Origin of the sequence: Lysobacter sp. K5869, from assembly GCF_018847975.1 — a bacterium.
Lineage (GTDB): Bacteria > Pseudomonadota > Gammaproteobacteria > Xanthomonadales > Xanthomonadaceae > Lysobacter.
The window spans coordinates 5,622,806-5,643,749 of the sequence record NZ_CP072597.1 but is presented as its reverse complement, the minus strand read 5'-3'; the positions used below and the strand labels follow the sequence as shown (position 1 = coordinate 5,643,749).

Below are 20,944 nucleotides of genomic sequence, written 5' to 3'. Positions count from 1 at the left end.
ATCGCCTCCCAGACGAGGCCGCCCCACTCGTTCCCCGTTCCTCTCCACTCGTTCCTAGCCTTAAACCCTGAGCCCCGCCCCCGCATCGGACTCAGTATGCTGACCGCCGTGAACGACACCATGCCCGACGCCGCCGCCCCCGCGCTCGATGCCGACGCCGACCAGGCCCTGGTCGCGCAGGCCGCCGCCGGCGGCGTGGCCGCCTTCGAGGCGCTGTACCGCCGCCATGCCAGCCGCATCCACGGCGTCATCGCGCGCCTGGTGGGCTATCACGGCGCCCGCGCCGAGGACCTGACCCAGGAAGCCTTCGTCCGCGCCTGGCAGGCGCTGCCGAACTTCCGCTTCGAGTCGGCGTTCGGCACCTGGCTGCACCGGCTCGCGGTCAACACCGCGCTGATGGAGTTGCGCGGCCGCCGCAGCCGTCCGCTGGAGGACAGCGACGAGGACGCGTTCGAGGTCATCGGCAGCGCCGATTCGGCCGGCCACGTCACCGCGCTGTCGATGGATCTGGAACGCGCCGTCGCCAGCCTGCCGCCGCGCGCCCGCGCCGTGTTGGTGCTGTACGACGTGGAAGGCTGGAAGCACGAAGAGATCGCCGCCGAACTGGGCATGGCGGTCGGCAGTTCCAAAGCGCAATTGCACCGCGCGCGCAGCCTGCTGCGCGTCCGGCTCGGAGAACAGGCATGAACGACCACCGACTTCCGCCGCAGGGCGCCGGCGCCGCCGGCGACAACGAACTGCCCGACGCGCTGCGCTGGCAATTGCGCGCGCTGCGCCGCGATCAGCCGCCGTCGCGCGATCTGTGGGCCGGCATCGCCGCGCGTCTGGGCGAGCAGGCGCCGGCCGGCAGCGAAACGCCGCACGCCGTTGGCGACGAACCGGTCGCCGCGCCGGTCGCGCCGGAACCGGCCGCCGTGGCGATCCTGCCGCGCCGGGCCAAGCCGGCGCGCGGCTGGATGGCGCCGCTGGCCCTGGCCGCGAGCGTGGCCGCGCTGGCCATCGGCCTGAGCGCGAACTTCCGCGGCGCGCCGTCGCCGGCCGGCGACGGCGTCGCGACGACGCAGCCGGCCGCGACTTCGGCCGCCGCGCCGTCCCTGGTCCAGCGCGAAGCCCAAGGCATGACCCTGCAGTACCAAGCCGCGCTGCGCGAAGTCGAACCGGCCTCGGCCGCCTCGGTGGCGATGAAGCCGGCCTTCGACGACCTCGACCGCAACGCCGCGCTGATCCTCGACGCGCTCTCGCACGACCCCGATTCGCGGATGCTGCTGGAACAGCTGCGCCGCACCTATGCACGTCGTCTGGCGCTCGCGCAGCGCCTGGCCTACACCTGATCCTAGGAGAACGCTCCGATGATTCCCGCCGCCTTCCGCAACCGCAGCGTTCCGCGCACCGCCGCACCCGGCTTGTTGGCCCTGGCCCTGGCCGCGGCGCTGCCGGCGTTCGCCGCCGCGCCCATCAACGAAACCCGCCCGCTCGATCCCTTGGGCAGCGTCGAGATCGACAACGTCAAGGGCTCGATCCAGGTCCGCGTCTGGGACCGTCCCGAGGTCAAGATCGAAGGCTCGCTCGGCGACGGCGTCGAGAAGCTGGCGATCGAGGGCGACAAGCAGCAACTGTCGATCAAGGTGCGCTATCCCAACCGCGGCAGCGGCATCGGCTTCCTCGCCGGCGGCGACAAGAGCGAGCCCAGCGATCTGAAGATCACTTTGCCGCTGCGCGCGCGCCTGGACATCGACGCGGTCTCGGCCAACGTCGACGTCAACGGCGTGGCCTCGCGCGAGCTCAAGATCGACAGCGTCAGCGGCGACGTGGTCGTCGCCGGCGCGCCGCGCGAGGCCAGCATCGAAAGCGTCAGCGGCGATCTCAAGCTGACCCTCAACTCGCCCAAGGTGGCGGCGCAGACGGTCAGCGGCGATCTCGAACTGCGCGGCCGCCTCAGCGGCGAGGTGTCGGTGGAGACGGTGTCCGGCTCGGTCGACATGAGCGCGTACGAGTCGAGCTTGAATAGGATTTCCGGCGAATCGGTGTCGGGCGATCTGCGCATCGCCGCGGCGCTCAATTCCGGCGGCGAGATCGGTTTGAAGACGGTCAGCGGCGATGTGCGCCTGCGCCTGCCGCGCAGTCTCTCGGCGGTGGTGCGCGGGGAAAGCTTCAGCGGCGACCTGCGCGCGCCGGACGCGCAGATCCAGCGGCCCAAGCACGGCCCGGGGTCGAGCTTCGAGCAGCGCTACGGCAGCGGCAGCGGCCGGGTGCGGATGGAGACCTTCTCCGGCGATGCGGAGCTGGCGCTGGAGTGAACGGCGCGCCCGGGCCGGCGCCCGGGTTCGGGTTCGGTTTTGGCCAGGACGGGCGGACGCGGCGACGCGCCCGCCCGTCGTCGTTTGCGGCTGCCGCATCGGCGCTGCGCGGTGTATGTTTCCGTCGATATCCAGCAGCCGGGCGGGGACGCGGTTTTGAACGCACAAGTCGATCAATTGGTTCAGTCCGCCGGGCTGGCCTCGCGCGCGGGCCGCTGGCAGGAGGCCGAGCGTTTGTGGCAGCAGGTGCGGGCGTTGGATCCGCGGCATCCGCAGGCGCTCTACAGCCTCGGCATCCATGCGCTGCAGCGCGGCGACGCGGTCGCCGCGCAGGAGCTGCTGCAAGCCGCGCACAACGCCGCGCCGCAGGATCCGATGATCCTGCTGTCGATCGGCGTGGTCGAGCGCGAGCGCGGCAACGCGCCGGGCGAGTGGAACGCGATCCAGGCCGCGCTGACCCGCGATCCCTACTTCCTCGCCGGCCTGCTGGCCAAGGCCTCGTGGCTGGAGCGCAACGGCAACCCGCGCGAGGCCGCGCAGGCCTATCGCAACGCCCTGACCGTGGCGCCGCCGCAGCCGCACTGGCCGGAGATGCTGCGCGCGCAGCTCGAACACGCGCAGCGCAAGGTCGAGGATTACCGCGACGAGTTCAGCGCCTTCCTCGAACACCGCATCGGCGGCCCGCGCGAGGCGCTGGCGTTCGGCGCGCGCGGGCGCTGGCAGGAAGCGGCGTCGATCATGGTCGGACGCAGCAAGCCGTATCTGTCGGACTGCAATCAGCTGTGCGTGCCGCGCTTGCCTGCGATTCCGTTCTTCGACCGCGAGCAGTTCGCCTGGGTGCCGGAGCTGGAAAGCCGCACCTACGACATCCTGCGCGAGATGCGTCAGGTGTTGCGCGACGAGCAGGCCGAGTTCACGCCCTACATCGAGTACCAGCCCGGCGATCCGGTCAATCAGTGGCGCGAGCTCAACCACTCGCGGCGCTGGAGTACGTACAAGCTGTGGAGCTATTCGCAGCCGGTGGACGCGCATCTGGCGCGCTGCCCGGCCACGCGCGCGGCGCTGGAGGCGGTGGACATGGCCGACATCGCCGACGTCTGCCCGAACGCGATGTTCTCCGCGCTGGCGCCGCACACCCACATTCCGCCGCATCACGGCGAGACCAACGCGCGGCTGGTCGCGCACTTGCCGCTGATCGTGCCGGAGAAGTGCGCGTACCGGGTCGGCTTCGAGCGGCGCGAGTGGAAGGTCGGCGAGACCTTGATCTTCGACGATTCGATCGAGCACGAGGCGCGCAACGACAGCGACGACTTGCGCGTGGTGTTGATCTTCGACGTGTGGAACCCGTTGCTGTCGCTGGCCGAGCGGGCGATGGTCGACGCGATGATGAAGGCGCATCGCGAGTTTCTGGCCGGCGCGCAGCGCTGAGGCGCGAGGCGTTTTCTCGTCGGGCAGGCTGCGGTGGCGAAGCATTCGCTGCTGTCGCTGGGATCGGCGCGGCCGCGAGGCCTTAGGCCCGCGAAGGCGAAGCGCCGGGGCTTCGCCGTGGCACGACTCTGAAGTCTTTGGATCCCCGCGTTCGCGGGGATGACGGCTTGTGGGCGTCGCCGCAATCTGCAGCCGACTCCTAACTCCTAACTCCTAACTCCTAACTCCTAACTCCCAGTTCCCGATTCCCGATTCCCGATCCCCAAAAAAACGGAGGCGGGCCGAAGCCCGCCTCCAACGACTCGGATTACCGTGTTTCTTATTAGAACCGCATCGTGATGCCCAGGGTGTAGTAACGGCCCAGGGTGTCGTAGTACTGCGGGAAGGTGTTGCCGCTGTTGAAGCCGGTGCTGCCGATGTTGCTGCCCACGACCGGCGGCTTCTTGTCGGCGATGTTGTTCACCGTCAGGTTGATGCGGGCGTTCCACGGCAGCTCGTAGGCCATGGTCAGATCGAAGTAGTCGTACGAATCGATCGAGGTGTACGGCTTGAACCATTCGATCGGACCCGGCTCGACGTCCACCGAGCTCAGGTGACGCCAGTTCAGGCCCAGCTCGAAGTCCTTGATCGACCACACCGCGCGGAAGTTCGACTTGTAGTCGTACACGATGCCGGCGATGACGTTGCACGAGACGCCGTAGACGCCGACGCAGTCGTGCTTGCCGACGGCCGGGTCGCCCTGGTAGTCGTACTTGTCGGTCTTGGTCAGATCCAGCGAGAAGTCCAGGCGGCCCCACTCGTTGGCCAGCGGGACGCCGTAGCGAACGCCCAGATCCCAGCCGTTGGTGGTGATGCGGCCCTTGTTCGAGCGGTTCAGGAACGGACCGCGTGCGCCGTCGCCGTTGAGCGAGCCGTCGATGGGTTCGCGTGCGCCGAGCATCAGCTGGCACATCGGGTGGCTGACGCTGAGGGTCGGGTTGAACTGCTTGTCGTAGCAGCCGAACAGGGCGTCGCCGAGCACCGGACGGGTGATCGCGTCCTTGATGTCGATCTTCCAGTAGTCCAGGGTGATCGACAGGTCCTGCAGCGGCTGCCACACCAGGCCCAGGGTCTGGGTGTCGGCCTTTTCCGGGCCCAGGATCGGGTTGCCGCCGGTGAAGGCGTTGGCCTGACCCGCGCTCGGCTCATCCACGCCGCCCTGGGTGTTCAGCACCGCCTGCGGCACGCCGGTGGCGACGCAGAGCTGGCCGACCGGGCCGTTGATGCCGCCGTTCTTGGCCAGCTGGCTGGCTTGGCAGGGATCGACCGCGGTGTTGTCGAGGCCGGTGGTCAGCGGCTGGAACAGCTCGTTGACGTTCGGGGCGCGGGTCGCGCGCTGGAACATGCCGCGGAAGCGCAGCGATTCGATCGGCGCCCACTCCAGGCCGTACTTGTAGCTGCCGTAGTCGGTGTCGGTCTGGCCGGACTTGAACTGGCTGTGGCGGTAGCCGGCTTCGAAGTTCAGCGACTGCGCGCCGGTCTTGCCGCTGATGATCGGCACGATCGTTTCGACGTAGGCCTCACGCAGGGTGAAGCTGCCGTTGACGTCCGGGTTGGCGCCGCCGGAGCCCTGCACTTCGACCGGGTCGCGCGAGGCGGCGTCGGCCTTGTTCATGGCATCGACCTTGCGGCCTTCCAAACCGAACGCCAGACCGATCGGGTAATCGGCCCACGGGCTCTTGAAGTTGTCGCCCAGGTCGCCGTTGACCGAACCCGACCACACTTCCTGCTCGACGCGCTGGGTGGCGAAGGTCAGCACTTCCAGGAACTTCTTCGAGTCCTTGCTGATCGAGCCTTCCGGACCCCACAGGTTCAGCGGCACGCAGCCGCCGCTCGGATCGACGCAGTTCTTGCCGTCGAGCGACAGCAGCGCCTGCTGGGTGCGGGCCTTGGACAGGAAGCCGGCCGACACGGTCAGCTGATCGGCTTCGCCGTGCGACCAGTAGGCGTCGTAGCGCCAGTTGTCGTTGATCTCGCCGCGCAGGCCGATGGTGGCCTGGAAGACCTTGTTCTGGAAGTCGGTCGAGCGGGTGCCCAGTTCGGTGGTGCGGCGGTTGAGCGTGGTGCTGACCACGCCGGCGCTGCCGACCGAGCACGGACCGCCGGTCACGCCGAAGGTCGAGCACAGCTGCTGGCGGGCCGGTTCCGGAATCAGCGGGTTGCCGATGCCGACGTTGAAGCGGCCGCCGAACAGGCCGCCCGGGGCGATCTGCGAGAACACGTTGGAGCGGGTGTACAGCAGCTGGGTGTAGGCCTCAGCGTGCTTGTTGATCTCGTAACGGCCCAGCGCGGTGGCCTGCCAGCGGTCCAGCGCGGTCTGGTTGAAGTTGAACGGGTTGTAGTTGAACGGCACGGTGGTGCCGGTGAAGCTGCCGGTGGCCGGGTTGATCTGGCCGAGGCTGCCGGCGCGGGTCGGAATGCCGGTGCCCGAACCGCCCTGCGAGCCGTCGGTCGAATCGAGGTTGAACTCGGAGAAATCGCGGGCGCCCTGCAGCAGCGGATCGTTGTCGGTCTTGCCCAGGCTCAGCACGAAGTTGCCGCGGCCGTCGTCGAGGTTCATGCCCATCGTGACGGTGGTGTTGCGGCGATCGCCGTCCTGCTTGCTCGACTGGCCGTAGCTCGAGTTGACCTCGATGCCTTCGAAGTTGCGCTTCAGCACGAAGTTGACCACGCCGGCGACGGCGTCCGCGCCGTACACGGCCGAGGCGCCGCCGGTGACCAGATCGACGCTGTCGATCAGCGCGACCGGAATGACGTTGGTGTCGACCACGCCGAACAGGTTGAACGGAACGACGCGGCGGCCGTCCATCAGCACGACCGTGCGGTTGTCGCCGAGGCCGCGCAGGTTGATCGTCGCGCCGCCGTTGGAGCCGTTGTTGGTGCCCGGGCCGATCGAGGGCACGGCGCCCGGCACGACGCGCAGGAAGTCTTCCGCGGTCACTGGCTGGTTGCGGGCGATTTCCTCGCGGTCGACGGTCATCACCGGGCTGTTGGTGGTCAGGCCGGGGATCGAAATGCGCGAGCCGGTTACCTGGATGCGATCCAGGGTGGTCGCGTCTTGAGCCGCCGGTGCAGCGGGAGCTGCGTCCTGGGCGGCAGCCAGACCGGTACCGGCGAGGCTGGTCACGCCCACGCACAGCGCGAAGGTGATCGCGTCGCGCAGCTTGTTGGTCTTCAGGGTCATCTCTCTCTCCAAGTCTGTACCTGAAAGAATGGGTTCATGCACATAGCTGAGCCAGTCGGCGCACAAGTGGAGGCCTAAATTGGCAAAGCCGGTCCGATGTTAGACGCCCGTGAGGAATAATTAAAGTGTTGTTAAAGCCCGATTGTCGTCGCGTTGCATTCTGAGACGGTGGTCGGGGCATAAAAAAACAAGGCTCCCCGAGGGGAGCCTTGTTCGTTGTTGCGGTGCAGCAGATGGATCAGAAGCGCTGCTGGTACTTCATGTACACGAAGCGGCCGATGTCGAACTGGCCCTGATAGGACACGTTGGCGCTCGGCTGGCTGTACAGGGTCGGGCCGACATGATCGAACACGTTGTTCGCACCGATCGCGACGGTCGCGTTCCACGGCGTAGCGACGCGGAATTCGATGTCGTGGAAGGTGTTGGAACCCAGCTTGTTGATCGGTCGGGTCTGCGCGGCGTTCGCGGCGCGGAAGGTCGGGGAGTCGCACTCGCTCGGGAACAGAGCGGCCGACAAGCAGGTTTCCTTCTGCGACGAGTAGTAACGCGCGCCCCAGGTGGCGCTGAACGGACCCTTCTCCCAGCTCAGGCTGGCGTTGGAGCGGATACGGAACGTACCGGTGAAGCCCGGCGAGGTCGCGTAGCCGACCAGCTGCTGCGGCAGACCGGTGGGGTTGGTGTCGGTCTTGATCTCGTCCTGGGCGGTGTAGGTCGTCTGCCAGTTGAGGTTGAAGTTACCGACGCTGGTGGGCAGGCGGTAGTTCAATTCGAGATCGTAGCCTTCGGCTTCGCGGTAACCGGCGTTGATGCTGGCGAAGGTCATGCTGTTGACGTAGCCCAGCACCGGATCGCGGGTGAACGCGCGGCAGCGGTTCGGATCGCCCGAGATGTAGCAGTCGTTGAGCATCTGCGTCGGCGAGTCGGCGACGATGGTGTCTTCGATCTTGATCTTCCACCAGTCGAGGCTGACGTTCAGGCCTTCGACGAAGCCCGGGCTCCACACCACGCCCAAGGTGCGCGACTTGGAGGTTTCCGGAACCAGGTTCGGGTTCGAGCCGGAGAAGAACGCCACCGGGGTCTGCGAGTTGGTGCCGCCGGCCGGGACGAAGCCCTGCTGCAACTGACGGAAGGTCGCGGCGTTGACGATGTCGCGCGCGCAGTTCGCGTTGCCGCGAGCCGAACCGAAGGTGGTGTCGCACGGGTCGGTGAAGAACGCGAAGGTCTGCGAGCCGCCGCCGTACAGGTCGTTGATCGTCGGCGCGCGGAAGCCCTCGGCATAGGTGCCGCGGAACAGCAGCGAGTCGATCGGCTTCCACTTGAAGCCGAACTTGTTGTTGACCGTGTCGCCGAAGGTGCTGTAGTCGGAGTAACGGCTGGCGACCGAGAAGCTCAGCTCCTTGGCGCCCGGCAGATCGGCCAGGACCGGGATCGCCAACTCGACGAAGAATTCGTCGACGCTGTACGAGCCGTTGGTCGGACCGCCGGCCAGCGTGGTCGAGTTGCCGGTGACCGCCTGCGCGTCCGGAATGAAGCGACCCTTCTCGTTGCGGTGTTCATAACCGACCGCGAAGCCGAAGTCGCCGCCCTGCATGGCGAACAGCGAACCCGACAGGTTGGCGCTGTAGACGCTTGTTTCGGTCTCGCCGCTGGAGTTCAAGCGCTGGAACAGGAAGTCCTGCAGCGCCTGGTTGCCGGTCAGACCACCGTCGCCGGTGCGGCCGTACGGGATGAACGGATTCCACGGCACGCACTGGGTCAGCGGGATCGGGTTGGTCGGGGTACCGCACTGGACCACGCCCTGGCCGTTGAGGAACGACGGACCGACCGCCTGCTTGGTGCGCTCGATGTTGAGGTTGCCGTAGTTCTCCTGGGTCACCTTGTTGTTGTTGTACAGGTAGCCCACGTCCCAATCGAAGTTGCGCTCGCCGATCTCGAAGCTGCCTTCCAGGCCGGCGGCGAAGCGCCAGGTGGTGGAGGTCGGCTTGTCGACGCGCGGCACTTCCCAGGTCCGGCGCCAGAAGTTCACGTCCTGCGCGGTGACGCCGTTGGCGGCGGCATGCCACGAACCGGCCGGGTTGTAGTAGCTGTCCTTCGACATGCGGAAGCCGCCCGGGACCGGGCCGGCCGACGCGCTCTGGAACGGATAGCCGGCGACCTGGCGCTCGGCGTCGCGCTGCGAGTACAGGATGTCGCTGCGGAAGCGGACCTTGTCGCTGATGTCGAACACGCCGTTGACGAACAGCGAGCGGCTCTCCAGCGGAGTGCGCAGGTGCGTCTGCAGGTTGGTGTTGCTCTTATCGACGGTCGAACCGTTCGGATCGGCCGCGCTGGTGCCGGTGTTGGTGTTCAGCGCGTGATAGTTCGACAGACGGCGCCAGTCGCCGCCCTGGTTCAGCACGCGGTTGCCGCCGTTGGCGGTCGGCAGGTTGATCACGCCCCACTGGCTCACCGTGGTCCAGTTGCGGGTCGGGTGCATCGGACCCTGCGGATAGGCCGAGAACTCGCGATCGCGGGCGAAGACTTCTTCTTCCTTGCGGTATTCGACGGCGGCGGTCAGCGAGCCGCGGTCGCCGGTGAAGCCCAGGACGAAGTCGGCACGGGTGGTCGCGCCGTCGCCTTCGCCGTACTGGCCGTAGTACGCGCTGGCGGTCGCGCCTTCGAAGTTGGTGCGGGTGATGATGTTGACCACGCCGGCGATGGCGTCGGAGCCGTAGATCGACGAGGCGCCGTCCTTCAGCACTTCGATGCGCTCGACCGCGGCGGTCGGGATCAGAGAGACGTCCTGCAGGCCGCTGGTGCTGATGCCCAGGCGCTTGCCGTTGACCAGGATCAGGGTGCGCTGGGCGCCCAGGTTACGCATGCTGATGAACTGGCCGCCGACGTTTTCGCCGGCCGACAGCGGCTGCGCGCGGCTGATCGCGGGAGCGCCGGTGGCGGAGATGTTCTGCAGGATGTCGGCGACCGACTGGAAGCCCTGCTTTTCGATATCGGCGCGGGTGATCGCCAGCACCGGCTGGGCGGTCTCCAGGTCGACCTGACGGATGCGCGAACCGGTCACTTCGATGCGGTCGAGCGTGGTGGCCTTTTGCTGCGCCGGCGCGTTCGCTTCCTGCGCAACGGCGACACCTGCGATGGCCGTCGAGCCCACGGCGAGCGCGAGAGTGATCGCGTCGCGGAGCTTGGTGGTCTTGAAAGTCATTCTCTCTCTCCGAAATCGGTCTTGATGAACCCCGTGAATCCAAGCCGGAGGCGTCAATGCAAACGCCAAGATCCGGCAAGGTTCGCCGATGCTAACCGTGGCATCCGAAAAATTAAAGTGTCGTTAAGTGTCGGGATGTGACGCGGCTGGGGGCTCGGCCAGCCATACTTTTGCGCGCATGGCCTGACTGAGCGCGTTCGAGGATTTGACCGAATCGGCGAAATTTCTTGACGTAGTCCGCATTCAGGAGCGCTTTTCGCGGGCATCGTGGAGACGTTGCGAGGGGGTTGGGCGACGTCGGCGCTGTGCGCTGGGCGGGGACTCGCACAAATACACACAATTTTTACGATTGCGTTCGGCGGCGGTGGAACCGACGATTTCGGCCCGCGGAGGGGGCCGATTCGGGAATTGGGCGCGACGCTGTCGGCTTCGGACGGCGCTAGGAAGGCCGCCAAATCGCCCCAAACGGAAGCGCGCCGGAGCCGCTCGTGCGACTGCCGAGGCGAGGGACGCGACAACGCACGCCTGCAGCGATCAGCCGCGAGCGGGGGCAAGACTAGGGAGGGATCGAACGGATGCGGCGACGCCGCGCCGCGGAATTACAGGTCTTGTTCGTAGCGGACGTAAGGCACGGTGCCTTCGTCCTTCTCGCCGTTGCCCGGCGCGAACGGGTTCTTGCCGCGGGTGACGACGTTTTCGGCGCCGACGGTGAGCTGGCCGCTCCACGGGGTGCGCCAGGTCAGGCCGACGCCCAGGCCTTCCCACTGGCCGGGCTGGCCGGGGGTGTCGACCACGCGGCCGACGATGTTGGCGCCGAAATTGCCGTAGGCGGCGCCGAGGGTGATGCTCTTGCTGTTCCAGTGGTCGGCGAGGTTGGGCAGTTCGCCGGCCGGAATCAGCTTGGCGCGGGCCCAGGTGCCGCCGATGGAGACCATCGCCTCGCGGCCGATGTTCTTCTGGCCGTAGACGGTGAGGGTGTTCTGGTCGACCCGGCTGGTGCGGCCGTTGGGGCTCATCCAGGCGGGCAGGGTGTCGCGGCCGTTGCCGAGCGAGACGCCGACCCGGCCGCCGGGGCGGCTGAGGCTGGCGCCGGCCGAAAACTGGCGGTTGTTGTCGCGGTCTTCGTCGAGCGTGGCCAGCAGGCAGTTGTTGGCGAGGTTGCCGATCGCGCCGGACAGGCCGGATTTGCGGTCGCAGACCAGGCCCAGACCGTCGCCGCTGTCGAGGCCGAGGGTGGCGTCGAAGGTGTTGGCGCCGCTCTTGAAGCGCATCCCGGCGCGGTCGGCCGGTTCGAGCTGCAGCAGGTACTCCAGCTTGCCGTTGTTCTGGTTCCACACCGGCAAGTAGGTGGTGTCGCGCTTGCCCTGCGCGTGCGCGCCCGCCGCCACGCCTAGGGCGAGCGTCAGTGCGAGCGGCAGGTAGCGCGAAAGCTTGAGCATCTTCAGATCGTGGTGGCGCGGACCGTCGTTAAGACCGAATGAAGCCGGCCGAGTTCCCCGGAATTACGGACCGACTATAGAAGGTTTATGTTTATTTAACAATCGGAAAACGGTCTCAGATCAGTCCGAAATGGCTCCGGGGGCGACCGTCGGTCGGGTTACTGGACCCGCTGCGGCGCCTCCATCTCGGCCGCCGCGGCGGCGAACAGGCCGGCCACCTGATCGCCGTCGAAGCGGTAGGTCTGGCCGCAGAATTCGCAGCGCACCTGGGCCACGCCGTCGGCGGCTTCGACCGCGGCCTCGGCCTCTTCGCGGCCCAGCGAGACCAGCATCGCCTCGACCCGCTCGCGCGAGCACGAGCAGGCGAAGGCCAGCGGCTTGCCGCCCAGCAACTGCACGCCGTCCTCGTGGAACAGGCGGTGCAGCAGGTCGTCGGCCGGCAACTCCAGCAGTTCGGCGTCGCTCAGGGTGTCGAACAGGGCGCCGACCCGGGTCCAGCCGTCCTCGTCGCCGCCGTCGCCGGGCAGCTTCTGCAGCATCAGGCCGGCCGCGCGGTCGCCGTCGGCGGCCAGCAGCAGCCGGGTCGGGAGCTGTTCGGACTGGCGGAAATAGCCCTCGAACGCGCCGGCCAGCGAGTCCGATTCCAGCGCCACCAAGCCTTGGTAGCGGATCGGATCGCGGCCGCCGGCGCTGGGGTTTTCGATGGTGATCGCCAGCACCGCCTGTTCGCCGAGCTCGCGCAGATCGCGCGAGATTTCGCCGGCGTCCTCGGCCAGTTGGACGATGCCGCGCAGGGTGCCGGCGGCGGTGCATTCGGCGAACAGGGCGCGCAGCGCGCCTTCGCCGCGCAGTTGCACCGACAGGCGGCCTTCGACCTTGGCGTGGCCGGTGAACAAGGCCGCGGCGGCGGCGGCTTCGCCGAGCAGTTCGGCGGCCGCGGCCGGGTATTCGGCGCGTTCGCGGATCTGCCGCCAGGTCTCGTCCAGGTGCACGTGCACGCCGCGCACGCCGGCGGCTTCGATCAGGAAGCGGGCGAGGCGGTCGCGGCCGTCGGCGGAGGCGGGCTGGGCGGGGGCGGCGCTGGTCATCGGATGCGTACTCTCGTGCGTGCTCTTTTCGGCCCGGCGCACTCCGCGGACGCCGCGCCGGCGGCGGCTTGACGGATAATGCGCACGTTCCTGTGAACGGGGGGATGTAAGACGATGCGGTTGCGAGCGGTGCGAGCGAGGCCGACACGGCGGGCGAACCGTCCTGCGGCAAGAGTGGGGACGCAGGTGGGCCAGTGCAAGGTTTGAACCCGGCCGGCTCCGCCCAGGCCGGGGCCCTCCCGACGGCCGCGCCGCCGCCCAAGCGCCGCGCCCGGCGCTGGTTGCGCTGGCTGATCGCGCTGCCGTTCCTGTTCGCGCTGGCCTCGGTCCTGCAGGTGGCGGCGCTGCGCTTCGTCGATCCGCCGTTCTCGGCGTTCATGCTGATCCGCCAGTTCGAGGCCTGGGGCGAGGGCGATTTCGGCTTCCGCCTGGCCCACGACTGGCGCGATCTGGACGAGATCTCGGCCGACGTGCCGGTGGCGCTGGTGGCCTCGGAGGATCAGAAATTCGCCGACCACTTCGGCTTCGACCTGGCCGCGATCGAAAAGGCGCGCAAGAACAACGAGCGCGGGCGCAAGGTCCGCGGCGGCAGCACCATCAGCCAGCAGACCGCGAAGAACCTGTTCCTGTGGGGCGGGCGCAGCTGGGCGCGCAAGGGCCTGGAGGCGTGGTACACGCTGCTGATCGAGACGCTGTGGCCCAAGCACCGGATCATCGAGCTGTACGCCAACTTCGCCGAATTCGGCGACGGCGTGTACGGCGCGCAGGCCGCGGCGCGCACCTACTACGGCAAGGACGCGAGCCGGCTCGGCCCGGCCGAGGCCGCGCGCATGGCCGCGGTGCTGCCCAATCCTAAGCGCTACAGCATCGCCAAGCCGGGGCCGTACGTGCAGCGGCGCGCGGCGGCGATCCAGCGGCAGATGCGCTACATCGGCGGCGACGGCTATCTCAAACAGATCGAGTGAGGCGAGCGCGGCCGTGCCCGCGCCGGCCGCCGCCGCTACTATTCGCGGCATGAACCGCGAACGCGTCACCGTCGTCCTGGCCGCCTTCGACGAGGCGCAAAGCTTGCCGCTGCTGCAGCCGCGCATCGCCGCGGCGCTGGATGCGCTGGCCGCCGACGGCGTCGACGGGCAGGTGCTGTACGTCGACGACGGCAGCCGCGACGCCACCTGGGCGATCCTGCAAGGCTTCGCCGCGGCCGATCCGCGCGTGGGCCTGCTGCGTTTGTCGCGCAATTTCGGCAAGGAAGCGGCGCTGACCGCCGGTCTGGATCTGGTCGAGACCGGCGCGGCGCTGATCCTCGATGCCGACGGCCAAGACCCGCCGGAGCTGATCCCACAGTTCGTGGCCAAGTGGCGCGAAGGCTACGACGACGTCTACGGCACCCGCCTGGAGCGTGAGGGCGAGGGCTGGCTCAAGCGCACCACCGCGCATGCGTTCTATCGGGTGATCGGGCGGCTTTCGCGCACCCCGATCCCGGCCGACACCGGCGATTTCCGCCTGCTCTCGCCGCGCGCGCTGGCCGCGCTGCGGCAGCTGCGCGAGCGTCACCGGTTCATGAAGGGGCTGTTCGGCTGGGTCGGCTACAACCGCGTCGCGTTGCCCTACCACCGCGGCGCGCGCGTGGCCGGGCGCAGCAAGTTCAACCTCTGGCGGCTGTGGAATCTGGCCCTGGAAGGCATCACCAGCTTTTCGACCGCGCCGTTGCGGCTCGCGACCTACCTGGGGCTGGCCACGGCCACGCTGGCGTTCGCCTTCGCGCTGAAGGTGGTGCTCAAGGCGCTGCTGCTGGGCGACCCGGTGCAGGGCTGGCCGACGATGATGGCGGTGATCCTGTTCCTGGGCGGCGTGCAGCTGATCGCGCTGGGCCTGATCGGCGAGTACCTGGGGCGGCTGTACGAGGAATCCAAGCAGCGGCCTTTATATCTTGTCGACACCTGGCAGCCGGCGGCGGGAGTATCCTCGGGCCAGAGCGCTTTCGATGATCCCGTTCCCACGTTCCCCACGCTTGCGGAAGGAGACGGCCGTGCGCACAGTCAGACAGCTGTTGGAGGCGAAAACGCCTGAGGTCTTCGCGATCGGCCCGGACGCGCCGGTGATCGACGCGATCCGGCTGATGGCCGAGAAGCGGATCGGCGCGGTGCTGGTGATGGAAGGCGCGCGGCTGGCCGGGATCCTGTCCGAGCGCGATTACGCGCGCAAGATCGTGCTGCAGGGGCGTTCGTCGGCGGACACGCCGGTGCGCGACATCATGACCGCGCAGGTGATCAGCGTGAGCTTGAGCGATACCGCGCAGCGCTGCATGGAACTGGTGACCGATAAGCGCATCCGCCATCTGCCGGTGCTCGACGGCGGGCAGGTGGTGGGCGTGGTGTCGATCGGCGATCTGGTCAAGGCGGTGATCGAGGATCAGCAGGTGGAGTTGGATCAGTTGCAGCGGTATATCGCGAGCTGACGCCGCCGGGACGCGCGTCGTTTCGGCGCGTTCGGAATTTTCGGCTTCCCGTTGCGGCGAAAAATTCCCGGCTTCCCGTTTCGGCGAAAGTGTCCATTCCGTCATTCCGGCGAAAGCCGGAATCCATTTTGCCGTTGCCGTTGCTTTGGCTTTTAAGGCGGCGATGGGCCGCCGATAACGACAAAAGCAAAATGGATTCCGGCTTTCGCCGGAATGACGGGGGAAGGGAGGTTTCGCCGGAATGACGGGAGAAAAGAGGCTTCGGCGGAACGACGGGGAAGACGTGTGTCGGGAAGGACGGGTTTCGGGAAATTTCGGCGGGGCTGCGTCGCTTCGGTTGACCGCCGTCAATTCACCACATGCTGCGCGCAACCGGTGTCCTTGCCCGGCCCCAATTCCAGCGTCGCCAACAACGCCGCCGGCGGCGCGATCGCCCCGAGCGCCAGCGCCGCGGCGCCGCGCAGACCCAGGCGCTTGTAGTCCGGCCGCGCATTGGGCTGCTTGAACGTGCCGTTCACCAACAGCGGCGTGCGCAGCGCCAGCAGGCTGCGGTCCTTCGGCCGCGGACGGATGACTAGGTCGAGTTTTTCCTGGCGCAGATCGATCGTGCCGCTGCCGATCAGCACCGTGTCGCTGGTGTCGAAGGCCAGCGACTGGGCCGTCATCACCCCGTCCTTGACCGCGAAATCGCCGAAGCCGCAGCGGATCGGGATCTTGTGGTCGCCGGTGAGCTTGAACTTGAGGATCTCGGCCACGTCGATGCCGGTGAATTCCATCAGCAGGTTGCTGATCTGGCCGCGGCCCATGCCGACGGCGACGCTGCCGTCGCTGTCGCCGAGCATGCGCGCGATCGAGTTGCCGCTGCCGCTGAGCGCGATGCGGCCGCCGATCTTGCCGATCGCGTCCTGGCCGAGCTTCACCCCGGGCATCAGCTTGGCGAGCGTGAGATCGCGCGCCTTGATGTCGGCGCGGGTGCGCAAGGTCGATGCGCGCGCGTCCATGACGATGTTGGAGCGGATGTCGCCGCCGGCGACGCCGAAGTTCAGCGGATCGAGCTTGAGCAGGCCGTTTTCGAGCAGCAGATGCGCCTGCATGTCGTCGAGCGGCCAGCCCGGCGCTTCGATGCGCGCGGCCTTGAGCTTCACGTCGGCGTCCATCGAGCGCAGCTTTTCCAAGCGGTACGGCGTGTCCGGCAGCAGCCGCGCGCTGGCGTCCTGGCGCGCGTGCTGCGCGGCGAGTTCGGGGTTGGTGCTTTCGCCGCGGCCGCCTTGCGGCGCGGCGCCGACGAAGCCGGCGAGGTCGTCGAAGTCCAGGCGCTTGGACAGCAGGTCGGCGCGCAGGTACGGCCGCGCGCCGGCGGTGTCGACGCTGGCGTCGCCGGACAGATCGCTGTCGCCGACCTTGCCGGTGAAGTCGTCGTAGCGCCACAGCGCGTCGGCGCGGCGCAGGCGGCCGTCGAGCGCGTACGGCGGGGTCGGCGCAATCGCCACGCCGATCAGCGGATAGAGGTCGGCGAGGTTCTTGCCGCTGAGCGCGAACTGCAGATCGAAGTCGCGCAGATGGAACGGGTCGACCAATTCGCCGCGCGCGTGGGCGCGGGTGGCGCCGGCGGCGGCGCGCAGGTTCAGCCGGTACGGGCGCTGCGAATCGCGCAGTTCCAGCGGCGATTCGGCGCGGCCTTCGACGCTGAAGGCGTTGTTCTTCCAGCGGCCCTTGCCTTGGATTTCGACCGGCGGCGCGGCGTCCTCGCGCTTGGGTTCGCGGCTGGCGATGTCGGCGCGGATGTCGGTCTTGCCGGCGGGGTCGAGGAACTCCAGGCGGCCGTCGTCGATCCAGACGCGGCGGAAGGTCGGCAACTCGCCGCCGCCCCGACCGAACACCCAGTTGCCGCCGTGTTCGCGGTCGGTTTGCAGGTACACGCGCGGCTGGGTCAGGCGGATGTCGGGGATGCGCACCTCGCCCTTGAGCAAGGGCCACAGTTCGATCGCCAATTCCAGCCGCTGCGCGCTGGCCATCAGCGGCTGCTTGGCCCAGGGCGCGTTGGCGAAGCTCAGCGCGTCGGCGCGGATCACCGGCACGCTGCCGAGATCGACGTCGAGATTTCCGCCGATCTCCAGCTTGCGCCCGGTGCGCGCTTCGACCTGACGTTCCAGCGGGCCTTTGAACCAGTTCCAGTCCCACAGCGCGATCAGTGCGCCCAGCGCCAGCGCGAACGCGCCCAGCGCGGTCAGCCAGGGATGACGGCGCCACCACACGCGCGTCGGCGCGGCGGCGGGGGATTCCGGGACGGCGGTCGAGGGGGAATTCATCGCGGGAACGCGCGAGCGGCCGCATCAAGGCCGGCCCGCGCACGGGCCTGTTGTACGGTGGACCCCACCATCGCCAGGGCGCGGTAAAGCGAGGGTGAATGCGCGGTGGAGGCCGCGCGCGGCGTTCAGGCCGCCAAGGCCTCGGGCGAGGGCACGACTTGCGACAGCACCGAGATGTAATGGCAGACGCTGCCGGCGACCACGAACAGGTGCCAGATCGCGTGCGAATACTTCAGCGAGGGCCGGTGATAGAACACCGTGCCCAGCGTGTAGCAGACGCCGCCGGCCAGCAGCCAGCCCAAGGTCCAGCCGTCGAGCGCGTCGAGCAGCGGCTTGATCGCCACCATCACCAGCCAGCCCATCGCGATGTAGATCGCGGTGGAGAGCAGCTTGAAGCGGCCGGTGTAGAACAGCTTGAACACGATCCCGGCCGCGGCCAACCCCCAGATCGCCGCGAACAGGCCCCAGCCCCACGGGCCGCGCAGGCCGATCAGGGTGAACGGCGTGTAGGTGCCGGCGATCAGCAGGTAGATCGCGCAATGGTCGAACACCTTCAGCCGCCCCTTGGCGACGGGGTGTTGGATCGCGTGATAGAGGGTGGAGGCGATGTAGAGCAGCAGCAGGCTGATGCCGAACACGATCGCGCTGCCGAGTTGCCAACCGTCGCCGTACAGCGCGGCCAGGGTGATCATCACCGACCCGCCGGCCAGCGCGGCGGTGGCGCCGAGACCGTGGGTGAGGGCGTTGGCGATTTCCTCGCGGATCGAGTGGTCGCCGTGTGCGGGGGCGTGGGCGGCGGTCATAGTCTCAGCATCCTAGCGCGCCTTGGGGCGAATGCTCGCTGCGCTGACGAACGGACCGGCGGGGTTAAGTGCGCGGCGTCGCGGATTGGCGACGGCGGCGGTGCGCGCGAGGTCGTCGCGGGCCGAGGCCCGCGACGGTGCCGCAGCGGCGCTGCGAGGCGCCGCTGCGGGTTCAACGCATGCGCGGAACTGGTCCGCGCCGCACGAATCGGGCGATTAGCCGATTCAGATGGGCCGGTCGGACGAACCGGTTCAGTAACCGGTCGCGCCCGCGCTCTGCCCCTGGCTCAGCAGCGCGCCGGCGATCACCAGCGCGAGTCCGCCGAGATTGATCAGGAACGGCTTCTTGGCCTGTTGCCAATGCAGGATCACGAACACCAAGGCCACCGGCGACAGCAGCAAGGAGCCCAAGCCCCACCAAACGTTCTCGCGGAACGCCACCACCAGCAGCCAAATGCCGGCGACCAGGCTGACGACGATGCCCAGGACCAACAAGATCAATGCGATAACGCTCATAACGACTCCCCCGTAGAAAACCGGCTCCTTGCCGGCATCGGCATGCTAGCCGAACGGGCGCGGCGCCGGGCGCGCCGCGCAAGTCATTCCAAGGCGTTGAGCCGGCGAATGCGGCGCAAGCGGCGCTGGATCTTGTGCGGCTTGGGGAAGCGGTATTCCTCGACTTCCACCAGCAATCCGCAGTCGTCGCCGAACGCCTCGCGCATCGCGTAGAGCCGGCCGTTGCCCTCGAAGGCCAGCCAGCGCGCGCCGTCGGCGACGACCTTGATCTGCGAGACCGAGGGAATGATCTCGCTCAGCGCGGCCAGGTCGAGCGTGCCGCGCGCGAGCAGTTCCTCGCGCCGCGCGGCCAGCGCCTGCGCCCGCGCGCGGGTGGCCTGCAGCGCCGATTCGCGGTCGATGCGGTGGATCGGCTGCAGCGCGCGCAGCGGCACCAGCGCCTGCGCCTTGTCGCTGCGCAGGCGGTGGATGTCCATGATCACCTTGCCCATGTAGGCGTCCTTGTAGTCGAGCGCGGCGACTTCGCTGCGCTTGCTCAACAAGTACAACCACCATTGGCGCAGGCGCGACACGGCTCAGTCGACCGCGACCGCGTGGGCGTGTTCGCGCGTGGCCAGGAACTGCACGCCCGGCGCGCGTTCCTGCGCCAGCTGCAGGTTGACCCGGGTCGGGGCGAGGTAAACCAGTTCGCCGGCCGCGTCCACGGCCAGATTCAGCGCGTTCTTCTCGCGGAACTCTTCGAGCTTCTTGGCGTCGTTGCAGCGGATCCAGCGCGCGGTGGCGACGCTGACCTGCTCGAAGCTGGCGTCCACGCCGTACTCGTCCTTCAACCGGTACGCGACCACGTCGAACTGCAGCACGCCGACCGCGCCGAGGATCAGGTCGTTGCTCATCAGCGGGCGGAAGAACTGGGTCGCGCCTTCTTCCGACAGCTGAGCCAAGCCCTTCTGCAACTGCTTGAGCTTGAGCGGATCGCGCAGGCGCGCGCGGCGGAACAGTTCCGGGGCGAAGTTGGGGATGCCGGTGAACGACAGGTTCTCGCCTTCGCTGAAGCTGTCGCCGATGGAGATGGTGCCGTGGTTGTGGATGCCGATGACGTCGCCCGGATACGCGGTCTCGGCGATCTCGCGGTCGCTGGCCATGAAGGTCAGCGCGTTGGCGAGCTTGATCTCCTTGCCGGTGCGTGCGTGGAAGGCCTTCATGCCGGCGTTGAACTTGCCCGAGCAGATGCGCATGAACGCGACCCGGTCGCGGTGCTGCGGATCCATGTTGGCCTGGATCTTGAACACGAAGCCGGTGAGCTTGTCTTCGTTCGGCGCGACGATGCGGCCGGTGGTCTCGCGCGCCTTGGGCGCGGGCGCGTGCTCGACGAAGAAGTCCAGCAGCAGCTGCACGCCGAAGTTGTTGACCGCCGAGCCGAAGAACACCGGGGTCTGTTCGCCGGCCAGATACTTGTCTTTGTCGAAGGGATGCGAGGCGCCTTCGACCAGTTCGAGCTCTTCGCGCAGTTCGGCCAGCATCGCCGCGCCGATGCGCGCTTCCAGCGCCGGATCGTCGATCGAGGCGAAGATGGTCGAGTCCTGGCGGGTGAAGTTGCGGCCCTGTTCGTACAGGTGCACCTCGCCGGTGAGCAGGTGGACCACGCCCTTCAGGCGCTGGCCCATGCCGATCGGCCAGGTGATCGGCGCGCATTGGATGCCGAGCACGCTTTCGACTTCGTCGAGCAGGTCGATCGGGTTCTTGCCTTCGCGGTCGAGCTTGTTGATGAAGGTCATGATCGGCGTGTCGCGCAGGCGGCACACCTCCATCAGCTTGATCGTGCGCTCTTCCACGCCCTTGGCCACGTCGATCACCATCAGCGCCGAGTCCACCGCGGTGAGCACGCGGTAGGTGTCCTCGCCGAAGTCGGCGTGGCCGGGGGTGTCGAGCAGGTTGACGATGCTGTCCTCGTAGGGGAACTGCATCACCGAGGAGGTCACCGAGATGCCGCGCTCTTTTTCCAGCGCCATCCAGTCCGAGGTGGCGTGGCGCGCGGCCTTGCGGCCCTTGACCGAGCCGGCCATCTGGATCGCGCCGCCGAACAGCAGCAGCTTTTCGGTCAGGGTGGTCTTGCCGGCGTCGGGGTGCGAAATGATCGCGAAGGTGCGGCGGCGCAGGGCTTGTTGGGTGACTTCGGACATGGGA

16 protein-coding genes are annotated in these 20,944 nt (G+C 68.0%); 7 read left to right on the top strand and 9 right to left on the bottom strand.

Annotated elements, in window-relative coordinates:
- Window positions 1-96: 96 nt before the first annotated feature.
- From J5226_RS23955 to J5226_RS23940, 4 genes are all read left to right on the top strand, one after another.
- On the top strand, window positions 97-687 hold the full coding sequence (locus J5226_RS23955; protein ID WP_255322919.1) for a sigma-70 family RNA polymerase sigma factor: 591 nt from the start codon (window positions 97-99) through the stop codon (window positions 685-687).
- Window positions 684-1,331, top strand: a complete 648-nt coding sequence (locus tag J5226_RS23950) for a hypothetical protein (RefSeq protein ID WP_215837548.1) — start codon at window positions 684-686, stop codon at window positions 1,329-1,331. The genes J5226_RS23955 and J5226_RS23950 overlap by 4 nt, the downstream gene beginning before the upstream one ends.
- A gap of 18 nt (window positions 1,332-1,349) precedes the next feature.
- Window positions 1,350-2,297 (top strand): DUF4097 family beta strand repeat-containing protein, encoded by a 948-nt coding sequence (locus J5226_RS23945; protein WP_215837546.1) that lies wholly within the window; start codon window positions 1,350-1,352, stop codon window positions 2,295-2,297.
- 156 nt (window positions 2,298-2,453) lie between these two features.
- On the top strand, window positions 2,454-3,725 hold the full coding sequence (locus J5226_RS23940) for an aspartyl/asparaginyl beta-hydroxylase domain-containing protein (protein WP_215837544.1): 1,272 nt from the start codon (window positions 2,454-2,456) through the stop codon (window positions 3,723-3,725).
- 322 nt (window positions 3,726-4,047) lie between these two features.
- On the opposite strand, the gene J5226_RS23935 is transcribed toward J5226_RS23940, so the two are convergent.
- The 4 genes from J5226_RS23935 to J5226_RS23920 all read right to left on the bottom strand — a co-directional run bounded on the left by J5226_RS23935 (window position 4,048) and on the right by J5226_RS23920 (window position 12,674).
- On the bottom strand, window positions 4,048-6,948 hold the full coding sequence (locus tag J5226_RS23935) for a TonB-dependent receptor (protein ID WP_215837542.1): 2,901 nt from the start codon (window positions 6,946-6,948) through the stop codon (window positions 4,048-4,050).
- Window positions 6,949-7,186: 238 nt separating this feature from the next.
- Complete coding sequence (locus J5226_RS23930) at window positions 7,187-10,147, bottom strand: TonB-dependent receptor (RefSeq protein WP_215837540.1); 2,961 nt, start codon at window positions 10,145-10,147, stop codon at window positions 7,187-7,189.
- Window positions 10,148-10,746: 599 nt separating this feature from the next.
- A complete protein-coding gene (locus J5226_RS23925) occupies window positions 10,747-11,586 on the bottom strand; it encodes a hypothetical protein (protein ID WP_255322917.1) in 840 nt (279 codons plus the stop codon).
- 158 nt (window positions 11,587-11,744) lie between these two features.
- A complete protein-coding gene (locus J5226_RS23920; RefSeq protein WP_215837538.1) occupies window positions 11,745-12,674 on the bottom strand; it encodes an Hsp33 family molecular chaperone HslO in 930 nt (309 codons plus the stop codon).
- 203 nt (window positions 12,675-12,877) lie between these two features.
- Here J5226_RS23920 and mtgA point away from each other — a divergent pair, with 203 nt between their 5' ends.
- The 3 genes from mtgA to J5226_RS23905 are packed head-to-tail and all read left to right on the top strand — an operon-like array spanning window position 12,878 to window position 15,132.
- Window positions 12,878-13,639 carry a monofunctional biosynthetic peptidoglycan transglycosylase gene (gene mtgA / locus J5226_RS23915; protein WP_215840556.1) on the top strand — a complete coding sequence of 254 codons (762 nt, stop codon included), beginning with the start codon at window positions 12,878-12,880 and terminating at the stop codon, window positions 13,637-13,639.
- A 49-nt stretch (window positions 13,640-13,688) separates the two neighbouring features.
- The gene (locus J5226_RS23910; protein ID WP_215837536.1) at window positions 13,689-14,744 is read left to right on the top strand and encodes a glycosyltransferase family 2 protein; all 1,056 of its coding nucleotides are present in this window, start codon (window positions 13,689-13,691) and stop codon (window positions 14,742-14,744) included.
- Entirely contained in the window at window positions 14,704-15,132 is a 429-nt protein-coding gene (locus tag J5226_RS23905) for a CBS domain-containing protein (RefSeq protein ID WP_215837534.1), read from the top strand. Before J5226_RS23910 ends, J5226_RS23905 begins: the two co-directional genes overlap by 41 nt.
- Before the next feature lie 347 nt (window positions 15,133-15,479).
- Here J5226_RS23905 and J5226_RS23900 read toward each other — a convergent pair whose 3' ends face one another.
- The 5 genes from J5226_RS23900 to J5226_RS23880 form a co-directional block, all read right to left on the bottom strand.
- Complete coding sequence (locus J5226_RS23900) at window positions 15,480-17,441, bottom strand: AsmA family protein (protein ID WP_215837532.1); 1,962 nt, start codon at window positions 17,439-17,441, stop codon at window positions 15,480-15,482.
- Window positions 17,442-17,566: 125 nt separating this feature from the next.
- Complete coding sequence (locus tag J5226_RS23895; protein WP_215837530.1) at window positions 17,567-18,244, bottom strand: hemolysin III family protein; 678 nt, start codon at window positions 18,242-18,244, stop codon at window positions 17,567-17,569.
- A 252-nt stretch (window positions 18,245-18,496) separates the two neighbouring features.
- The gene (locus J5226_RS23890) at window positions 18,497-18,760 is read right to left on the bottom strand and encodes a hypothetical protein (protein ID WP_215837528.1); all 264 of its coding nucleotides are present in this window, start codon (window positions 18,758-18,760) and stop codon (window positions 18,497-18,499) included.
- An 83-nt stretch (window positions 18,761-18,843) separates the two neighbouring features.
- A complete protein-coding gene (locus tag J5226_RS23885) occupies window positions 18,844-19,332 on the bottom strand; it encodes a hypothetical protein (RefSeq protein WP_215837526.1) in 489 nt (162 codons plus the stop codon).
- A gap of 3 nt (window positions 19,333-19,335) precedes the next feature.
- Window positions 19,336-20,940, bottom strand: coding sequence for a peptide chain release factor 3 (locus J5226_RS23880; protein WP_215837524.1), 1,605 nt, complete (start codon window positions 20,938-20,940; stop codon window positions 19,336-19,338).
- Window positions 20,941-20,944 lie beyond the last annotated feature (4 nt).